Source organism: Paenibacillus sp. FSL L8-0333, from assembly GCF_037965665.1.
Lineage (GTDB): Bacteria > Bacillota > Bacilli > Paenibacillales > Paenibacillaceae > Paenibacillus_AQ > Paenibacillus_AQ odorifer.
This window is the reverse complement of record NZ_CP150186.1, coordinates 4,554,795-4,569,450: the sequence shown is the minus strand read 5'-3', so window position 1 is coordinate 4,569,450 and position 14,656 is coordinate 4,554,795. Positions and strand designations below refer to the sequence as shown.

Genomic DNA, 14,656 nt, shown 5'->3' with positions numbered 1-14,656 from the left:
TTTCAATGATAGTTTTGCTGGGCGAAACTAGATTGGTTTACGAAGAGAATTACTCTTCGCGTAACTTTAAGGAGGAACACTACTAATGAACGCTAAAAGAGCCCAATCTTTTATTACTCAAAATGCCATTTATATTGTCTTGGTAATTCTGATTATGGGTATTGCCTTATATGAGCCGGCCTTTATCTCTGTAAATACTTTACGGGACATTCTTATTCAATCGTCAACACGGATTATCATCGCGCTTGGTGTTGCCTTCATCCTTATCACAGCTGGGACGGACTTGTCTGCTGGACGTGTGGTTGGTTTTACGGCGGTAATCTCTGCTTCGATGCTGCAAATTCCGGATTATTCCCGGCGGTTTTTTCCTGATCTGCCGCAGGTGCAAGTGTGGCTTCCGATCCTTATAGCTATCATCGCTGGTCTTCTCTGCGGACTCGTCAATGGTATTGTCGTCTCCAAGCTGAATGTCCCGCCGTTTATCGCAACACTGGGTACGATGGTTATCGTCTACGGCTTGAATTCCTTGTACTTTGACATGGATCCGAACCAATCGCAGCCGATTGGCGGTCTGCGTCCAGATTTCACTACAATCGGTTCCGGGTTTATTGGCAAGGGGCAATATTCAATCCCGTATATTGTGCTGATAGCCTTGGGTGTCGCCGCCATCGTATGGGTGGTGTTCAATAAAACCAAGCTGGGTAAGAACATGTACGCTATCGGCGGTAACATACAGGCAGCTAAAGTATCTGGCATCGATGTTTCCAAGAACTTGATCTATATCTATGCCATTGCTGGAGCCCTTTATGGTCTGGCGGGTGTGCTAGAGGCTGCAAGAACAGGTGGCGCAACCAATAACTACGGGAACATGTATGAGCTTGATGCGATTGCTGCTTGTGTAGTGGGCGGGGTGTCTACAACCGGTGGTATCGGAACGGTGCCAGGTGTCCTGGTCGGTGTTATTATCTTTACCTTAATCAACTACGGCCTGACCTTCATTGGCATCAGCCCTTACTATCAGTTGATTATCAAAGGTCTAATCATCATTGCCGCCGTCGCGTTTGATATGCGGAAGTATTCTTCGAAGAAATAGTTGCGTGTTGGATGTATGGTGATCATAGCGTTTGCTATTTATGGCAAACGCTTTTTGGTTTGTCCATTTCGCTTGCTGAGATTAAGCAATTCATAAGAAGCAATTCATAAGAAGCAATTCATAAGATGCAATTCATATGAACCAATTTAAAGTACCAATTCATAAGATGTAATTTAAAAGTACCGATTCATAAAAAGCAATTTAAAAGTACAATTTCACAAGTACCAATTCACAAGTACCAATTCACAAGTACCAATTCACAAGTACTTAACGTCGCCCCCTTGCTCCTCGCATAGAAAAACTACGCACGAGCACGAAAACTACCCACCATAACTATGTATGAAAAACTACCCACAAAAACTGGTTTAATTAGTTGGGGATAAACCACTTCCGCTCCCACTAGTACCATTGGCACCACCATCAACTACGCCAATAATATCAATTACACCAATAATGCCAACTACACCAATAATGCCACTAGCAGCACTGCTAACTACAGCGCTGCTAACTAAAGTACTACTAACTACGGTACTGCCAACCACAGCACTGTCAACCAAAACACCACTAACTACAGTACTACCAACTACACACAACACCAAAACTACCCACTAAGATGCGACCACGACCAAATAGCGTCGTCACCACCAACACACAGATCAACAATGGCTACTACCAACATGAAACAAACACACCACAAAAACTACCCGCGAAAATGTAACCACAACTAAACAGCGCCAGCAACACTAACATCAACATCAACATCAACATCAACATTATTTACCACCACAAACTTCAATCAACATTGCCACCCTTGCTCCATCAAATCTAATATTCCACCAATAGGATTTACTCGACCCAATAGTTGCACCTTCACCGCCACGGAACATCTACAGCATCATTACCATCACCAATTAATGTCATCAACACAAATACGGCTATCACACTCCACTCAATATTATCAGCATGAACACAGCAATCACGCCCACAAATCAATATCAGCAGCAATAACACGACCATCGCCATCAGGAGCACCACGAAAACACATCATATTCATCATAGCTCCCCAACAATATCAACAAACTAATATTAGTAACAGAACAGAAGCACCATGAGGCTAAAGAACGGTATAAATCCCGTAGGATTGGCTGAAATGAGCTATGTGGGACGATAGAACGGTAAAAATCCCGTAGAATTGGCTGAAACGAGCTACGTGGGGCGAAAGAACGGTATAAATCCCGTAGAATTGGCTGAACCGAGCTATGTGGGACGAAAGAACGGTATAAATCCCGCAGAATTGACTGAAACGAGCTATGTGAGGCGAATGAACGGTATAAATCCCGTAGAATTGGCTGAAACGAGCTACGTGTGGCGAATGAACGGTATAAATCCCGTAGAATTGGCTGAAACGAGCTACGTGTGGCGAATGAACGGTAAAAATCCCGTAGAATTGGCTGAAACGAGCTATGTGAGGCGAATGAACGGTAAAAATCCCGCAGAATGGGCTGAAACGAGCTATGTGAGGCGAATGAACGGTAAAAATCCCGCAGAATTGGCTGAAACGAGCTATGTATGGCGAATGAACGGTAAAAATCCCGTAGAATTGGCTGAAACGAGCTACGTGAGGCGAATGAAAGGTAAAAATCCCGCAGAATTAGCTGAAATGATATACAGAGGACGAAAGAGAGGCGAAAATGTCCTAGAATACGCCTACCCCCTCTGCGGATTCCCCACCAAAGCTCCTCTCTCCCCAGCCCCAAAGATCAAAAAGCACATAAACCAACGTTCTCCCATATTCTATAGGCAAATGCCTTTGTTAAAGGGGAGCGACTGGATGTTAAGGATTAGGTTGAATGAGCTGGGGAAAGGGAATGACAATGGACTGATACAGGCGGATGTATGGAAATGGGATGGCATTGGCTGGAACGAATATATTACTCAGCAGGATGAGGATTTCATACGCACGGAAGAGGAGTTATTTGTCACGATTCCGGCAGAAGCGGGATTATATCGTGTAGATTACTCTAATAAGCCTTTTGAGGCGCCATACTTATTGCCGGAGTGGGTGGGGGACGATCTGCGGACCACGGGTCTGCATCCGGCGCCGTTTAATCTCAAAGAGGGCACACTTTGGGGATATATTAATGACGAAGGCCGTGTTCAGATTGAACCTCGGTACGAATATGCTGAAGATTTTCAAAAGAACGGTCTTGCCGTAGTTCAGCGAAAAAATAGCAGCGGGCTCATTGACAGCACTGGAAGAGAACGAGTGAAGCCGATCTATTCTTTTATTGCGCCTTTTTCGGAAGAGCGCGCGGTAGTGTCGGATGCCAAGGGGTACACTTTTATTGATGAAAAAGGCAAAGAAGTGACGTCCGCCCGGTATGATTATCTGAACTCATTACATGAGGGGCGTGCACTATTTTCAAAACAAAATACAACCGGTGGCCAATCGCTATATGGATATGTGGACGCGCAAGGTAAAGAGGTGCTGCCCGCGATTTATGTGGATGCCAATGATTTTATGAACGGCGTGGCTTTGGTTAAAATCAAAGAAGGAGAGTATGCGCTCATCGATCCGGCTGGGAACATCCTGCATACTTATAACCATCCTTTTGTAGGAAGTCCGGGAGAAGGTTTACTCGCCTATCAAGCGACTGAAAACGGTAAATATGGCTATTTAAATACGGATGGTTCTGTAGCTATTCAGCCGCAATTCACCTCTGCTTTACCTTTTTCAGAGGGACGTGCGGTGGTGAATACCGCTGAGAATTATGGCAACGCCTACGGGCTGATTGATAAACAAGGGAAAATGATCATCCCGGCAAAATATTATGAAGTATTGCAGCTAGGTGAAGGCAGAGTAGCCATAGGAACGCCTGTATTCCCCAGCCAGCCTTATCGCGGATCACGTTATGTAATTGCAGATGCGGAAACGGGAGCGGTCCTGAGCAATCACACCCTGCTTGGCGTGAACAATTATCAGGAAGGATTGGCGTCTGTATTTGATGCTAAAGATACCTATTTTATCGATAGAAGTGGAAAAAAGGCAGCCCAGCCTCCAGTTATTCCAGGTGCAGGAACACTCACCCTTAGCGGACGTTTGATAAGAGCAGTTGTAGATCAGCGCACATCTTATTATGATCGGCAGGGAAAGCAGGTTTGGCGCCAAAATGGAGTCATTCCGCTGAGACCTCCCTATTCCGTAGTGGAGAAGAAATACAAACCGAACAGGGATTATCTGGTGTATTATCCGGTCGTTGAAGGGATTGCCAGTGCGGAAGTTTCGCGAGAGGTTAACGATAAGCTGCGCAAGCTATCCCTTGCTGAAGACGTTGGGAGTGGAGGGGTTTCCCAGGACTTTAGTTATAATGGTGATTTTTCAGTCTCTTTCTTCCGTAAAAACCTGCTGGTGCTGGAGCTGACCGGATATCGTTTTCCTTTTGGAGCAGCACATGGAATGCCTACCAAAATCTATCCGCATATTAATTTGCGCAGCGGCAGGTTCTATAAGCTGGGAGATTTGTTCAAGCCGGGCAGCAGATATGTGGAGAAGCTCAGTAAAATTGTGGGCAAACAGATCGAGAACGATCCACAATATTCATATGTTTTTCCGGATACGTATAAAGGAATTACCTCGGATCAACCCTTCTTTGTGGATAATGAAGCGTTGTATCTGTATTTCGCACCTTATGAGATCGCTCCGTATTCTGCAGGTTTTCCAACCTTCCGGATTCCTTATGCGGAGATCATGGGATTGATCTCTACGGAGGGCGAGTTCTGGCAGTCGTTTCATTAATTGACAGCTATCCATAGGTTTGCTGAAGTTGCCGTCCTTTCGGGGAGGGCGACTTTTTTTGTGCTTTCTTTCGCGAATAATAGATGAATTGGTATTTTTAGGCAGGAAAACAGCGAAAGAAAGCGAATGTATCTAGGAATCAGAAATCTTACAGTCAAGACTATTATATGTAAAAAATTAGAAGCGCACATTTGAGAGATTTATGCTACAATGACTGAGGAACAAATTACAACTTTGTAACATTTGTAGATGGTCACTCTAGGCACAAGCATATATTACACGCAAGAAAAAAGGAGATGGCAGATTGAAGAACAAGACATTAAAAGCAATCATCGGTGGTAGTGTGGCAGCTGTTATGGCACTTAGTATTTCTCTTCCATTGGAAGCAAATGCGGCATCGAATGAATCGACAGTAACAATAAAAGGCACAAGTTATGAGCAAATATTACAATATTTTAAACAAGCTAATCTTGAGGGATTCCCTTTTTCGAATAGCACAATCGTGGTGACTAAGCCGCAAACTGGAACAGTACCAAACAAAGACAACACGACCACAACTACAACTACAAAACCGGTTACAAAGCCAGCAGACACAACTACTGTAACTAAGCCGACAGATAATACAACTACAACAGGTGCTGTGAGCAATAAAGGAACCTATGTTCAGCAAATCGTAACGCTGGTAAACAAAGAACGTGCAGCAGCTGGATTGTCACCTGTAGCTGGATTGGACAGCCTGCACAAAGTTGCCGCTACAAAAGCTACGGATATGCGTTCGAACAACTATTTTTCACATACTTCACCTACGTATGGTTCACCATTTGATATGATGAAATCCTTTGGCATCACTTATAAAGCCGCAGGCGAGAACATCGCAATGGGACAAAAAACACCAGAAGAAGTTATGAAGGCATGGATGAATAGTCCAGGTCACCGCGCTAATATTTTGAATGCTAACTTCAATTATATTGGTGTAGGTTATGATAATAATTACTGGGTTCAAGAGTTTATTGGTAAATAATACTAGTAGATGCTTCAGGAAGAAATCGTTCTCCGATGTAAGTCGGGGAGCGGTTTTTTTTGTGTGGTGAAGATCAAAAATGCAACAAAAAAAGAAGCAAGGAACTTGTCCTTACTTCTTCTGTCTAGCTCTATGGGTTATGCAGGGGTCGAACCTGCGACCTGCCGATTAAGAGTCGGCTGCTCTACCAGCTAAGCTAATAACCCGTAATGTCTAAAGAGTCAACGGTAAATATTATATAATGGCATTAATTAAAAGGCCAGTATTTTTTTATTTTCAAAAAAGTCCACACTCGTTACTCGGCAAAAACACTGTAACAGCAGGATTTTTTTCTCTGCTAGACATTTGCAAAACTTGCATGGAAGAATTATGTTTATGTAACATAGTTAAGATCTTTGTAAATTGTGGAACAATACATAATAGAACGGCATACGGAGGGATAGCTTTGAAGGATTCGAAATGGACATGGCGCAGCGTCAGCTTGATTTCCATAGTAACAACTATAGTTTTGATGGTTGGTTTAGTTTATGCGGTTAAAGATATTATCTATCCGGTCGGAGAGGTTACAGAGAGCAGCTTGCCTCAGCAAACAGCCGCACCTGTGACGGAGACTGTCAAGCTCCTCAAAATTGTTGCGCTCGGGGATTCGCTTACCAAGGGGACTGGTGATAACACCGGAGAAGGGTTTGTTAAGCGTGCGGTTACTGGTTTATCTGCAAAAGGTGTCACCGTAGACTTTTTAGGTAATATGGGGATTAACGGGTTGACTACTGCGGGGCTGTTAAGCAAACTGAACGAAGATGGTGTGGAGTATGCCTTGCGCATGTCGAATGTTGTTTTGCTATCCGTCGGAGGAAATGATCTGTTTAAGGATTCGGATATTCTTGAGAATAATGGGGCGCAGCAAGGAAACACAACTTCATCAACCTCGGAGCAGGAGCTGACTCCAGAGTCTTTATTAGCCGCTCTGCCAGAAGCAGCAGCTAGACTGGAGAAGATTCTCGATAAAATCTCACAGATCAATCCGAATGCGCAAGTTTACTATATGGGGCTGTATAATCCCTTTGGCGATATTCCAGAATTACTGGTACCAGGCAATCAAGCGGTAACGAAGTGGAATAATACGGCAATGGATATTATTAATAAGCATAGCAACATGACCTTGGTTCCTACGTTTGACTTGTTTAACAGACATTTGGACAAGTATCTATCCACCGATCATTTTCATCCTAATGGTGATGGCTATCAGCGAATCGGAGAACGGTTCATACAGGCTGTGCAGTAGTATATAGGTGAGTGTTAAATTTTGCAGTAAGATCATGTAGGTAAATGCCCTTTGAGCAAGTACAAACCGAGAAAATGACAGTCACAAGGAGCTAAATTAAATATGACAAAAGCGAATAGTGAAGACTCCGGCACAGTCGTCTTGTCTGTGGACGGGGTACGTAAAAAAATAGGACGGAAATGGATAATAGATGATGTTACTTTCGATGTGAGAAAAGGGGAGATTTTCGGCTTTCTCGGCCCTAACGGCGCTGGGAAGACGACCACGATCCGCATGCTTGTGGATTTGATTCGTCCTACTGAGGGCAAGATTACAGTATGTGGGTACAATGTGAACCGAAATCCGGAAAAAGCATTGCAATATGTAGGCTCTATCGTTGAGAATCCTGAGGTATATACCTATTTGACCGGGTGGGAGAATTTGCAGCATTTTGCCCGGATGCAGCCTGGTGTAGACAATGAACGTATTAGCGAAGTGGTAGATATTGTTCGATTAGATCAGCGGATACATGATAAGGTAAGTACATACTCGCTTGGGATGAGACAACGATTAGGCATTGCGCAGGCACTGTTGGGACGTCCACGGCTGCTTATTTTGGACGAGCCGACGAATGGACTTGACCCTAAAGGTATTAAGGAGCTGCGAGAATTCATTCGCAAGCTGGCGGATGAAGGGCTGGCGGTGTTCGTATCGAGCCATTTGCTAAGCGAAATTCAACTTCTTTGCGACCGTGTAGCGATAATTAGTAAAGGGCGTGTATTGGCTGTTGGTGCGGTAGATGAGCTGATCGCTCGTAATTCGCCGTATGTACTTTGGGAGCTGGAGCCTTTTGCTGAGGCTCGGGAAATGCTGGCTGATCGTTCAGATATTCAGATTCAAAAACTGGAAGACGTCACATTAGATGACTCAATTATTGCAGGGATGGGCCCCAATTCTTTAATAACGATCATGGATCAGGATCTGATCCCCGAGATTGTGGCCGTAATGGTTACTGCTGAAATCGAGGTGAGGGCTGTGCATAAAATTAATCCGACACTGGAACAGCTATTCTTGAAACTAACGGAGGGTGAGAATGTTGAGTAACTTGCTTCCGCTAATCCGTAATGAGTGCTTGAAGATTATAAAAAAGAAACGGTTTTATGTTATACTGCTGATTCTGATTGTACTGGTGCCTATGTTCACCTATGCACAGATGCGTTCAGCCGAACGGAGCCGGGAGAAGTTTAATTCCGATTGGCGGCTTGAGATTCAGCAGCAGATTATCGATAATCAAAATTCACTGGGAAGTGACCGGATTCCAGAGGAATGGAAGACTTATCGGCGAATATTTGTACAACAGCTTCAGTATTATCTTCACCATGACGTTAATCCGAATGAACCTAGCGGGGTTACCTTTACCCGTGAATTTATGGATAATTCGGTTACATTATTTATTCCGTTGCTTATTATGGCGGTGGCCTCAGATTTGGTCTCGGCCGAAAGGACAACTGGAACTATCAAAATGCTGTTGACTAGGCCGGTCAAGCGCTGGAAGGTGCTTTTTAGCAAAATGACAGCACTGCTAATGTTTGTCTCGCTTATCGTACTTTCCACATTTGCAATCAGCTACTTTATCTCTGGTCTCGCCTTTGGTTTTAAAGGCTTTAACATTCCTGTTTTCACAGGCTTTAAAATAAGTGGTGATTCGCTAGATATGTCTACTGTACATGCAGTGCCTCAGTGGAAATATATGCTTATGCAAGGTGGTTTGATTTGGTTCGTCAGCGTAGTGGTTGCACTGCTCGCATTCATGATCTCGGTGCTTGTTCGCAGTACTGCCGCGAGTATAGTAGTTATGATGGCCGCGCTGATTGCAGGTAGTATACTGACCAATATGGCCTCTGCCTGGACAACAGCGAAATATTTATTTATGGTAAATCTTGGACTGACCAGCTATTTGTCTGGTACTCCCGCCCCCATTGAAGGGATGTCCTTGTCATTTTCCATGGCTGTGCTGGCTGTATGGGGAGCCGCTTCGGTGATCATTTCATTCGCCGTCTTTACGAAAAGGGATATTTTGAATTAGAATGAACAAAGTGACCAAAACGTTTGTTTGCATTTCTTAGAAATATAGGAAAGTATAATTTCACGTTATATTCTATCCTTAGGTTTTTGGCAGTAACGGATACCGTTCTTAACAAAAAGGACGGCCAAGCCGTTTCTTCTTAGTATAGAGAAAAGAAGGAGGAGCATGAATGCTCGAACAGATCGATATGTTTGCTGAAGTTTCTAATAACGGCGAGAATGGCCGTACTGGATACGATGCTGACGACATTCAAGTGCTCGAGGGTCTGGTTGCAGTACGCAAACGACCTGGCATGTATATCGGCAGTACGAGTTCTTCAGGACTACATCATTTAGTATGGGAAATCGTAGATAATGCCGTAGATGAGCATTTAGCCAAGTATTGTACAAAGATTGACATACTGCTTCGCAAGGATGGCTCGGTAACCGTTAGCGATAATGGACGGGGGATCCCGACTGGAATGCATAAGACAGGGGTACCTACACCGCAAGTTGTATTTACAATTTTGCATGCGGGCGGTAAGTTCGGTGGATCGGGTTATAAAAAATCAGGCGGTTTGCATGGCGTAGGGGCTTCTGTCACAAACGCTTTGTCTGAATGGCTCGAAGTAGAAATTTATCGTGAGGGCAAAATCCATCGTCAGCGGTTTGAGTACTGGGTGGACAAGAAGGGCAAAGAGCATGTCGGCGAACCTGTAACTGGTCTTGAAATCTTGGGTAACACCAATAAAACTGGTTCGAAAATTACTTTCAAGCCAGATATTCGTGTCTTCCCAAATGGAATTGCTCTGAATTATGACACGCTGGCAGAGCGGGTTCAGGAGATTGCTTTTCTGAATTCCGGTCTGCGTATTACACTGCAAGATGAGCGGAGCAACCGTCAGGATGAGTTCTTTTATGAAGGTGGAGCCAGTCAATTTGTGCAGTTCCTCAACGAAGGTAAGGATGTTCTCCATGATGTTATTCATTTCAGTGCAGAAAAGGATGATATCGAGGTAGAAGTAGCTCTTCAATACAACGGAGGCTACACAGAAACCTTGGCTTCCTTCGTAAACTCCATTCCAACTCGCAGCGGGGGCACACATGAGACCGGCTTTAAAACTGCGTACACTCGTGTATTAAATGAATATGCCCGCCGCACGCAATTGCTTAAAGAAAAGGATAAAAACCTGGAAGGTAATGATCTGCGGGAAGGCATGATGGCTGTCATCAGTGTAAAAATGTCCGAGGTTGAATTTGTTGGACAGACGAAGGATCAGCTTGGCAGTGCTTCCGCCCGTAGTGCAGTAGATTATATTGTTTCTGAAAATATGGCGCGTTTCTTGGAAGAAAATCCACAAGTTGCGCAGAGCCTGCTGAAGAAATCGATTCAAGCGTCGAAAGCCCGGGAAGCGGCACGTAAAGCCCGCGATGAGATCCGCACAGGCAAGAAACGCAGCGAAAGCTCGAATCTTGGCGGTAAGCTGTCTCCTGCACAATCAAAGGACGTTACACGTACGGAGCTGTTCATCGTGGAAGGTGATTCCGCGGGTGGTTCGGCTAAGCAAGGCCGTGACTCTAAGATTCAAGCGATATTGCCGCTAAAAGGTAAACCGATGAATCCGGAGAAGGCTAAGCTGCTGGACATCCTGAAGAACGACGAGTATAAAGCAATTATTTCTACGATAGGTGCTGGAATTGGTCCGGATTTCACTGTCGAAGACAGCAATTATTCCAAAATTATCATTATGACCGATGCCGATACCGATGGAGCGCATATTCAGGTGTTGCTGCTGACATTTTTCTATCGTTATATGAAGCCTTTATTAGATGCAGGCAAGGTCTTTATCGCTCAGCCTCCACTTTATAAGTTGACCCGCAAAACGGGTAAGCTGGAGACCGTAAGGTATGCATGGAGTGATGAAGAGCTGCAAAATTACTTAAAGGAATTCGGCAAAAACTTCGAGCTTCAGCGTTATAAAGGGTTGGGTGAGATGAACCCTGATCAGCTGTGGGAGACAACGATGAATCCAGAGTCGCGTACGCTGCTTCAGGTACAGATTGAGGATGCCGCTAAGGCGGAGCGCCGTGTTTCAACACTTATGGGTGACAAAGTCGATCCACGTAAACGCTGGATTGTTGAAAATGTCGATTTCACCGAAATTGTAGAGTAATGTCAGTGCTGCAAGTGACGATAATCCCGATTTTCTAAGAGTTTGGTGATTTATGGGACCTAGGGGATTTTTGGAACTGTAGGAGCGATAGTGCCCGGAATTCCAAAAATCCCTGAAGTACCCGAGAATCACCACACTATTTTAAAACGGGCAGTTTGAGGAACAGAAGGTGAGCAAAGTGAGTAGTTTATCAGAACAATTTTTGCCGGCATTTCTGGAAGAGGTCGTCGGTGACCGCTTTGGTCGGTATTCCAAATATATTATTCAGGACCGGGCAATCCCCGATGTCCGTGATGGACTTAAACCCGTGCAGCGCCGGATTCTTTACGCGATGTACGACTCCGGCAACACACCTGACAAGCCATACCGCAAGTCAGCCAAAACCGTCGGAGATGTAATGGGTAATTACCATCCACATGGTGACTCCTCTATTTACGATGGTATGGTACGTATGGCACAGCCTTGGAAGATGGGGCATGTGCTAGTTGACGGTCACGGCAACTGGGGCTCCATGGACGATGACCCAGCTGCGGCAATGCGTTATACAGAAGCACGGCTGTCTCCCATTGCAATGGAGATGATGCGTGATATCGAGAAGCGGACCGTCTTGTTTAAAGATAACTTTGACAATACCGCCAAAGAGCCTGTTGTGGTTCCTTCCCGGTATCCGAATCTGCTCGTAAATGGCACGAGTGGGATTTCTGCGGGTTTTGCTACTGAAATTCCGCCACATAATCTGCGTGAAGTAATTGACGCTTGTATCGCAGTGATGCAGAAGCCAAATATCGAGCTGGAAGAAATTATGACCTTTATGAAAGGTCCGGATTTCCCTACAGGCGGCACGATCATGGGCGGAGACGGCATCATGGATGCTTACCGCACAGGTAAAGGCCGTATTTACCTGCGCTCCAAGACAGAGATTGAGAATATGCGGGGCGGCAAGCAGCAAATCGTGATTACGGAAGTTCCATTCCAGATTGTAAAATCACGGCTGGTTACTTCCATGGAGAATATTCGGCTGGAGAAAAAGATCGATGGCATTGCCGAGGTTCGTGATGAGAGCGGCCGTGAGGGATTGCGGATTGTAGTCGAACTCAAAAAAGAGGCTGATGCTCAAGGCGTGTTGGCCTATCTGCTCAAAAAAACCGATCTTCAAATTACCTATAACTTCAATATGGTTGCTATTGTTAACAAAGCGCCTCAGCAGCTTGGTCTAAAAGCCATCCTGGAAGCTTATATCGCGCATCAGCGTGAAGTTGTGACTCATCGCACCCAGTTCGATCTGGAACGCGCAGAAGACCGTGCTCATGTCTTAGAGGGCTTAGTTAAAGCACTGAACATTCTGGATGAGGTTATCGCTGCGATCAAAGCGTCGAAAAACCGTCAGGATGCTCAGAACAATCTCGTATGGATGTTCGGCTTCAGTGAACGCCAAGCCGATTCGATCCTTACTTTGCAATTGTATCGTCTGACCAATCTGGAGATCACTTCACTCCAGAAAGAGTTAGATGAAATGATGGCAAAGATTACACATCTGCGCGGCATTTTGGAAAGCGACAAAAAGCTAGTTTCTGTAATCCGTAAGGAACTGCTGGAGATTCGCGACAAATACGGCATTGATCGCCGTTCTCAGATCCAAGGCGAAGTAGAGGAGCTCAAGGTTAGCCTTGAAGCTCTGGTCAACGCGGAGGATGTGCTAGTTGCTCTTTCAGCAGATGGTTATATTAAGCGGACTGGTATGCTTTCCTTCACCCGTTCAGGTGGGGAGCGTCATACCTCAGGCGTCAAAGAAGGTGACCATATCGTCAGGCTGCTGGATGTGAATACCCGTGACAGTCTGCTGGTATTTACCCGCAAGGGGCAATACTTCTTGCTTCCTGTGCACCAGATTCCGGAGTTTAAATGGAAAGAGCCTGGTACAGCGATTGTGAATGTCATTGGATTGTCTAAAGGAGATGGAATCGTTAGTGTGATTCCGGTTAATAATCTAGATGATCCGCAGCAAAGTCTTGTGTTCGTCACCCGTCGGGGTCAGGTGAAGCGTACAGAGCTCAAGGAATACTCTACAAGCCGTTCTGGAGCTGTAGCGGCCTGTAAGGTAGCCGAGGGTGATGAGATCATTACAGTGGCTTCCAGTACGAATGACAAGGACATTGTGCTGGTTACCCGTGAGGGAATGAGTATCCGATTCCATGAGAATGAGGTTAACCCTATGGGTCGCGTTGCATCTGGTGTAAGAGGAATTCAGCTGCGCGAGGGCGACGAGGTGATTTCCTGCTTCTGGGTCAGCGAAGATGAAGGCGAAATCCTTGCTATTTCTGATATTGGTTATGCGAAACGTTCATTACTTGTGGATTATCCATCACAAAGCCGTGGTGGCAAAGGAATGCCAACCTTCGAATTCAAGGAAGGCAAACGAATACGTCCAAATGGCAGCAGGTTAGCAGGGGCTTTCTATTGCAAGGAGCCATTAGAACTGAATGCTGTTACTCGTGAGAATGCCCACCATACGTTCTCCTCTGAATCAGCGCCGCTGGGCGAGCGTCGTTCTACAGGCAAACAGATTGTAGCTGTGGAGAAAAAGGATGAGATCATAAATCTTTTCCCATCAGTTCATTAAAACTAGCGATTAACAAGTGATTTTATAACGGCGTTTAGTCCGCTCTTTTGGAGGGTTGACTAAGCGTCGTTTTTTATTTTTTTATGCTGAAGGTCCGGCAGATTTATTTTTTCTTCTTTTGCAGGAAATGGAAGTTGTTTCGCGAAAATGTAGATATACCGGATAGAACCGCGAGGAAAGGAAGGAATAAGTGTGCATGCTTCTGAATTCAGTAAAATTTGGCATAAGATTTTAAAAGATTATAAATTACATATGGACAGTAATCTTGCTCCAACGCTGACGGATGCCCAACTTACTGTACTTGAACTGCTTCAGGAACGCGACGCGATGAAGCCTTCTGATCTGGCTCCACATTTGGCGACCAGTCCTGCAGCGGTTACGATGTTACTTGATCGGATGGAGAAGCATGAGCTTATTGTGCGGGAAAGAGATGCTTCGGACCGGCGGATTGTATGGGTGAGCATAACGGAGACTGGAAAGGAAGAAACTGCACGTGGTCTAAAGATCCGCAGTGATTTTTTTGCGGAAGCGCTTGATCCGATCTCCTCTCATAACCAACAGTTACTGCTCTACTTAATGGGCAAAATGGTTGTTACAACTACACCGGAGGGTTCTACACCTTGA

General features: G+C 45.0%; 11 protein-coding genes and 1 tRNA gene. 9 read left to right on the top strand and 3 right to left on the bottom strand.

Annotated features, from left to right (window positions below; all coding sequences use genetic code 11):
* Positions 1–85 precede the first annotated feature (85 nt).
* Positions 86–1,093: a galactose/methyl galactoside ABC transporter permease MglC gene (mglC, locus tag NYE72_RS20450; RefSeq protein WP_036685697.1), complete on the top strand. Its 1,008-nt coding sequence runs from the start codon at positions 86–88 to the stop codon at positions 1,091–1,093.
* 365 nt (positions 1,094–1,458) lie between these two features.
* Here mglC and NYE72_RS20445 read toward each other — a convergent pair whose 3' ends face one another.
* Together NYE72_RS20445 and NYE72_RS20440 are read right to left on the bottom strand one after the other, a co-directional pair.
* Positions 1,459–1,686: a hypothetical protein gene (locus NYE72_RS20445; RefSeq protein WP_143760468.1), complete on the bottom strand. Its 228-nt coding sequence runs from the start codon at positions 1,684–1,686 to the stop codon at positions 1,459–1,461.
* A gap of 277 nt (positions 1,687–1,963) precedes the next feature.
* On the bottom strand, positions 1,964–2,116 hold the full coding sequence (locus NYE72_RS20440; RefSeq protein ID WP_155288159.1) for a hypothetical protein: 153 nt from the start codon (positions 2,114–2,116) through the stop codon (positions 1,964–1,966).
* Positions 2,117–2,414: 298 nt separating this feature from the next.
* Between NYE72_RS20440 and NYE72_RS20435 the strand changes: the two genes are divergently transcribed.
* Both NYE72_RS20435 and NYE72_RS20430 read left to right on the top strand, forming a co-directional pair.
* Entirely contained in the window at positions 2,415–4,889 is a 2,475-nt protein-coding gene (locus NYE72_RS20435) for a WG repeat-containing protein (RefSeq protein WP_339210362.1), read from the top strand.
* A 304-nt stretch (positions 4,890–5,193) separates the two neighbouring features.
* The gene (locus NYE72_RS20430) at positions 5,194–5,910 is read left to right on the top strand and encodes a CAP domain-containing protein (RefSeq protein WP_036685704.1); all 717 of its coding nucleotides are present in this window, start codon (positions 5,194–5,196) and stop codon (positions 5,908–5,910) included.
* A gap of 133 nt (positions 5,911–6,043) precedes the next feature.
* Here NYE72_RS20430 and NYE72_RS20425 read toward each other — a convergent pair.
* Positions 6,044–6,116: transfer RNA gene (locus tag NYE72_RS20425), tRNA-Lys, on the bottom strand.
* Between the two features lie 239 nt (positions 6,117–6,355).
* On the opposite strand from NYE72_RS20425, the gene NYE72_RS20420 reads away from it, so the two are divergent.
* The 6 genes from NYE72_RS20420 (at position 6,356) to NYE72_RS20395 (ending at position 14,656) form a co-directional block, all read left to right on the top strand.
* Positions 6,356–7,195 (top strand): GDSL-type esterase/lipase family protein, encoded by an 840-nt coding sequence (locus NYE72_RS20420; RefSeq protein ID WP_339210360.1) that lies wholly within the window; start codon positions 6,356–6,358, stop codon positions 7,193–7,195.
* A 102-nt stretch (positions 7,196–7,297) separates the two neighbouring features.
* Positions 7,298–8,278, top strand: a complete 981-nt coding sequence (locus NYE72_RS20415) for an ABC transporter ATP-binding protein (RefSeq protein WP_036685707.1) — start codon at positions 7,298–7,300, stop codon at positions 8,276–8,278.
* Complete coding sequence (locus NYE72_RS20410) at positions 8,271–9,260, top strand: ABC transporter permease (RefSeq protein ID WP_036685819.1); 990 nt, start codon at positions 8,271–8,273, stop codon at positions 9,258–9,260. The genes NYE72_RS20415 and NYE72_RS20410 overlap by 8 nt, the downstream gene beginning before the upstream one ends.
* A 169-nt stretch (positions 9,261–9,429) precedes the next feature.
* Positions 9,430–11,412 carry a DNA topoisomerase IV subunit B gene (gene parE, locus NYE72_RS20405; RefSeq protein WP_036685709.1) on the top strand — a complete coding sequence of 661 codons (1,983 nt, stop codon included), beginning with the start codon at positions 9,430–9,432 and terminating at the stop codon, positions 11,410–11,412.
* Between the two features lie 178 nt (positions 11,413–11,590).
* Positions 11,591–14,032 (top strand): DNA gyrase subunit A, encoded by a 2,442-nt coding sequence (gene gyrA / locus NYE72_RS20400; protein WP_339210358.1) that lies wholly within the window; start codon positions 11,591–11,593, stop codon positions 14,030–14,032.
* A gap of 192 nt (positions 14,033–14,224) precedes the next feature.
* On the top strand, positions 14,225–14,656 hold the full coding sequence (locus NYE72_RS20395; protein ID WP_036685713.1) for a MarR family transcriptional regulator: 432 nt from the start codon (positions 14,225–14,227) through the stop codon (positions 14,654–14,656).

Coding starts and splice junctions, on each gene's coding strand:
- parE (WP_036685709.1), top strand. CDS start 9,430: ATGCTCGAACAGATCGATATGTTTGCTGAAGTTTCTAATAACGGCGAG.
- NYE72_RS20435 (WP_339210362.1), top strand. CDS start 2,415: ATGAACGGTATAAATCCCGTAGAATTGGCTGAAACGAGCTACGTGTGG.
- NYE72_RS20415 (WP_036685707.1), top strand. CDS start 7,298: ATGACAAAAGCGAATAGTGAAGACTCCGGCACAGTCGTCTTGTCTGTG.
- mglC (WP_036685697.1), top strand. CDS start 86: ATGAACGCTAAAAGAGCCCAATCTTTTATTACTCAAAATGCCATTTAT.
- NYE72_RS20440 (WP_155288159.1), bottom strand. CDS start 2,116: ATGGCGATGGTCGTGTTATTGCTGCTGATATTGATTTGTGGGCGTGAT.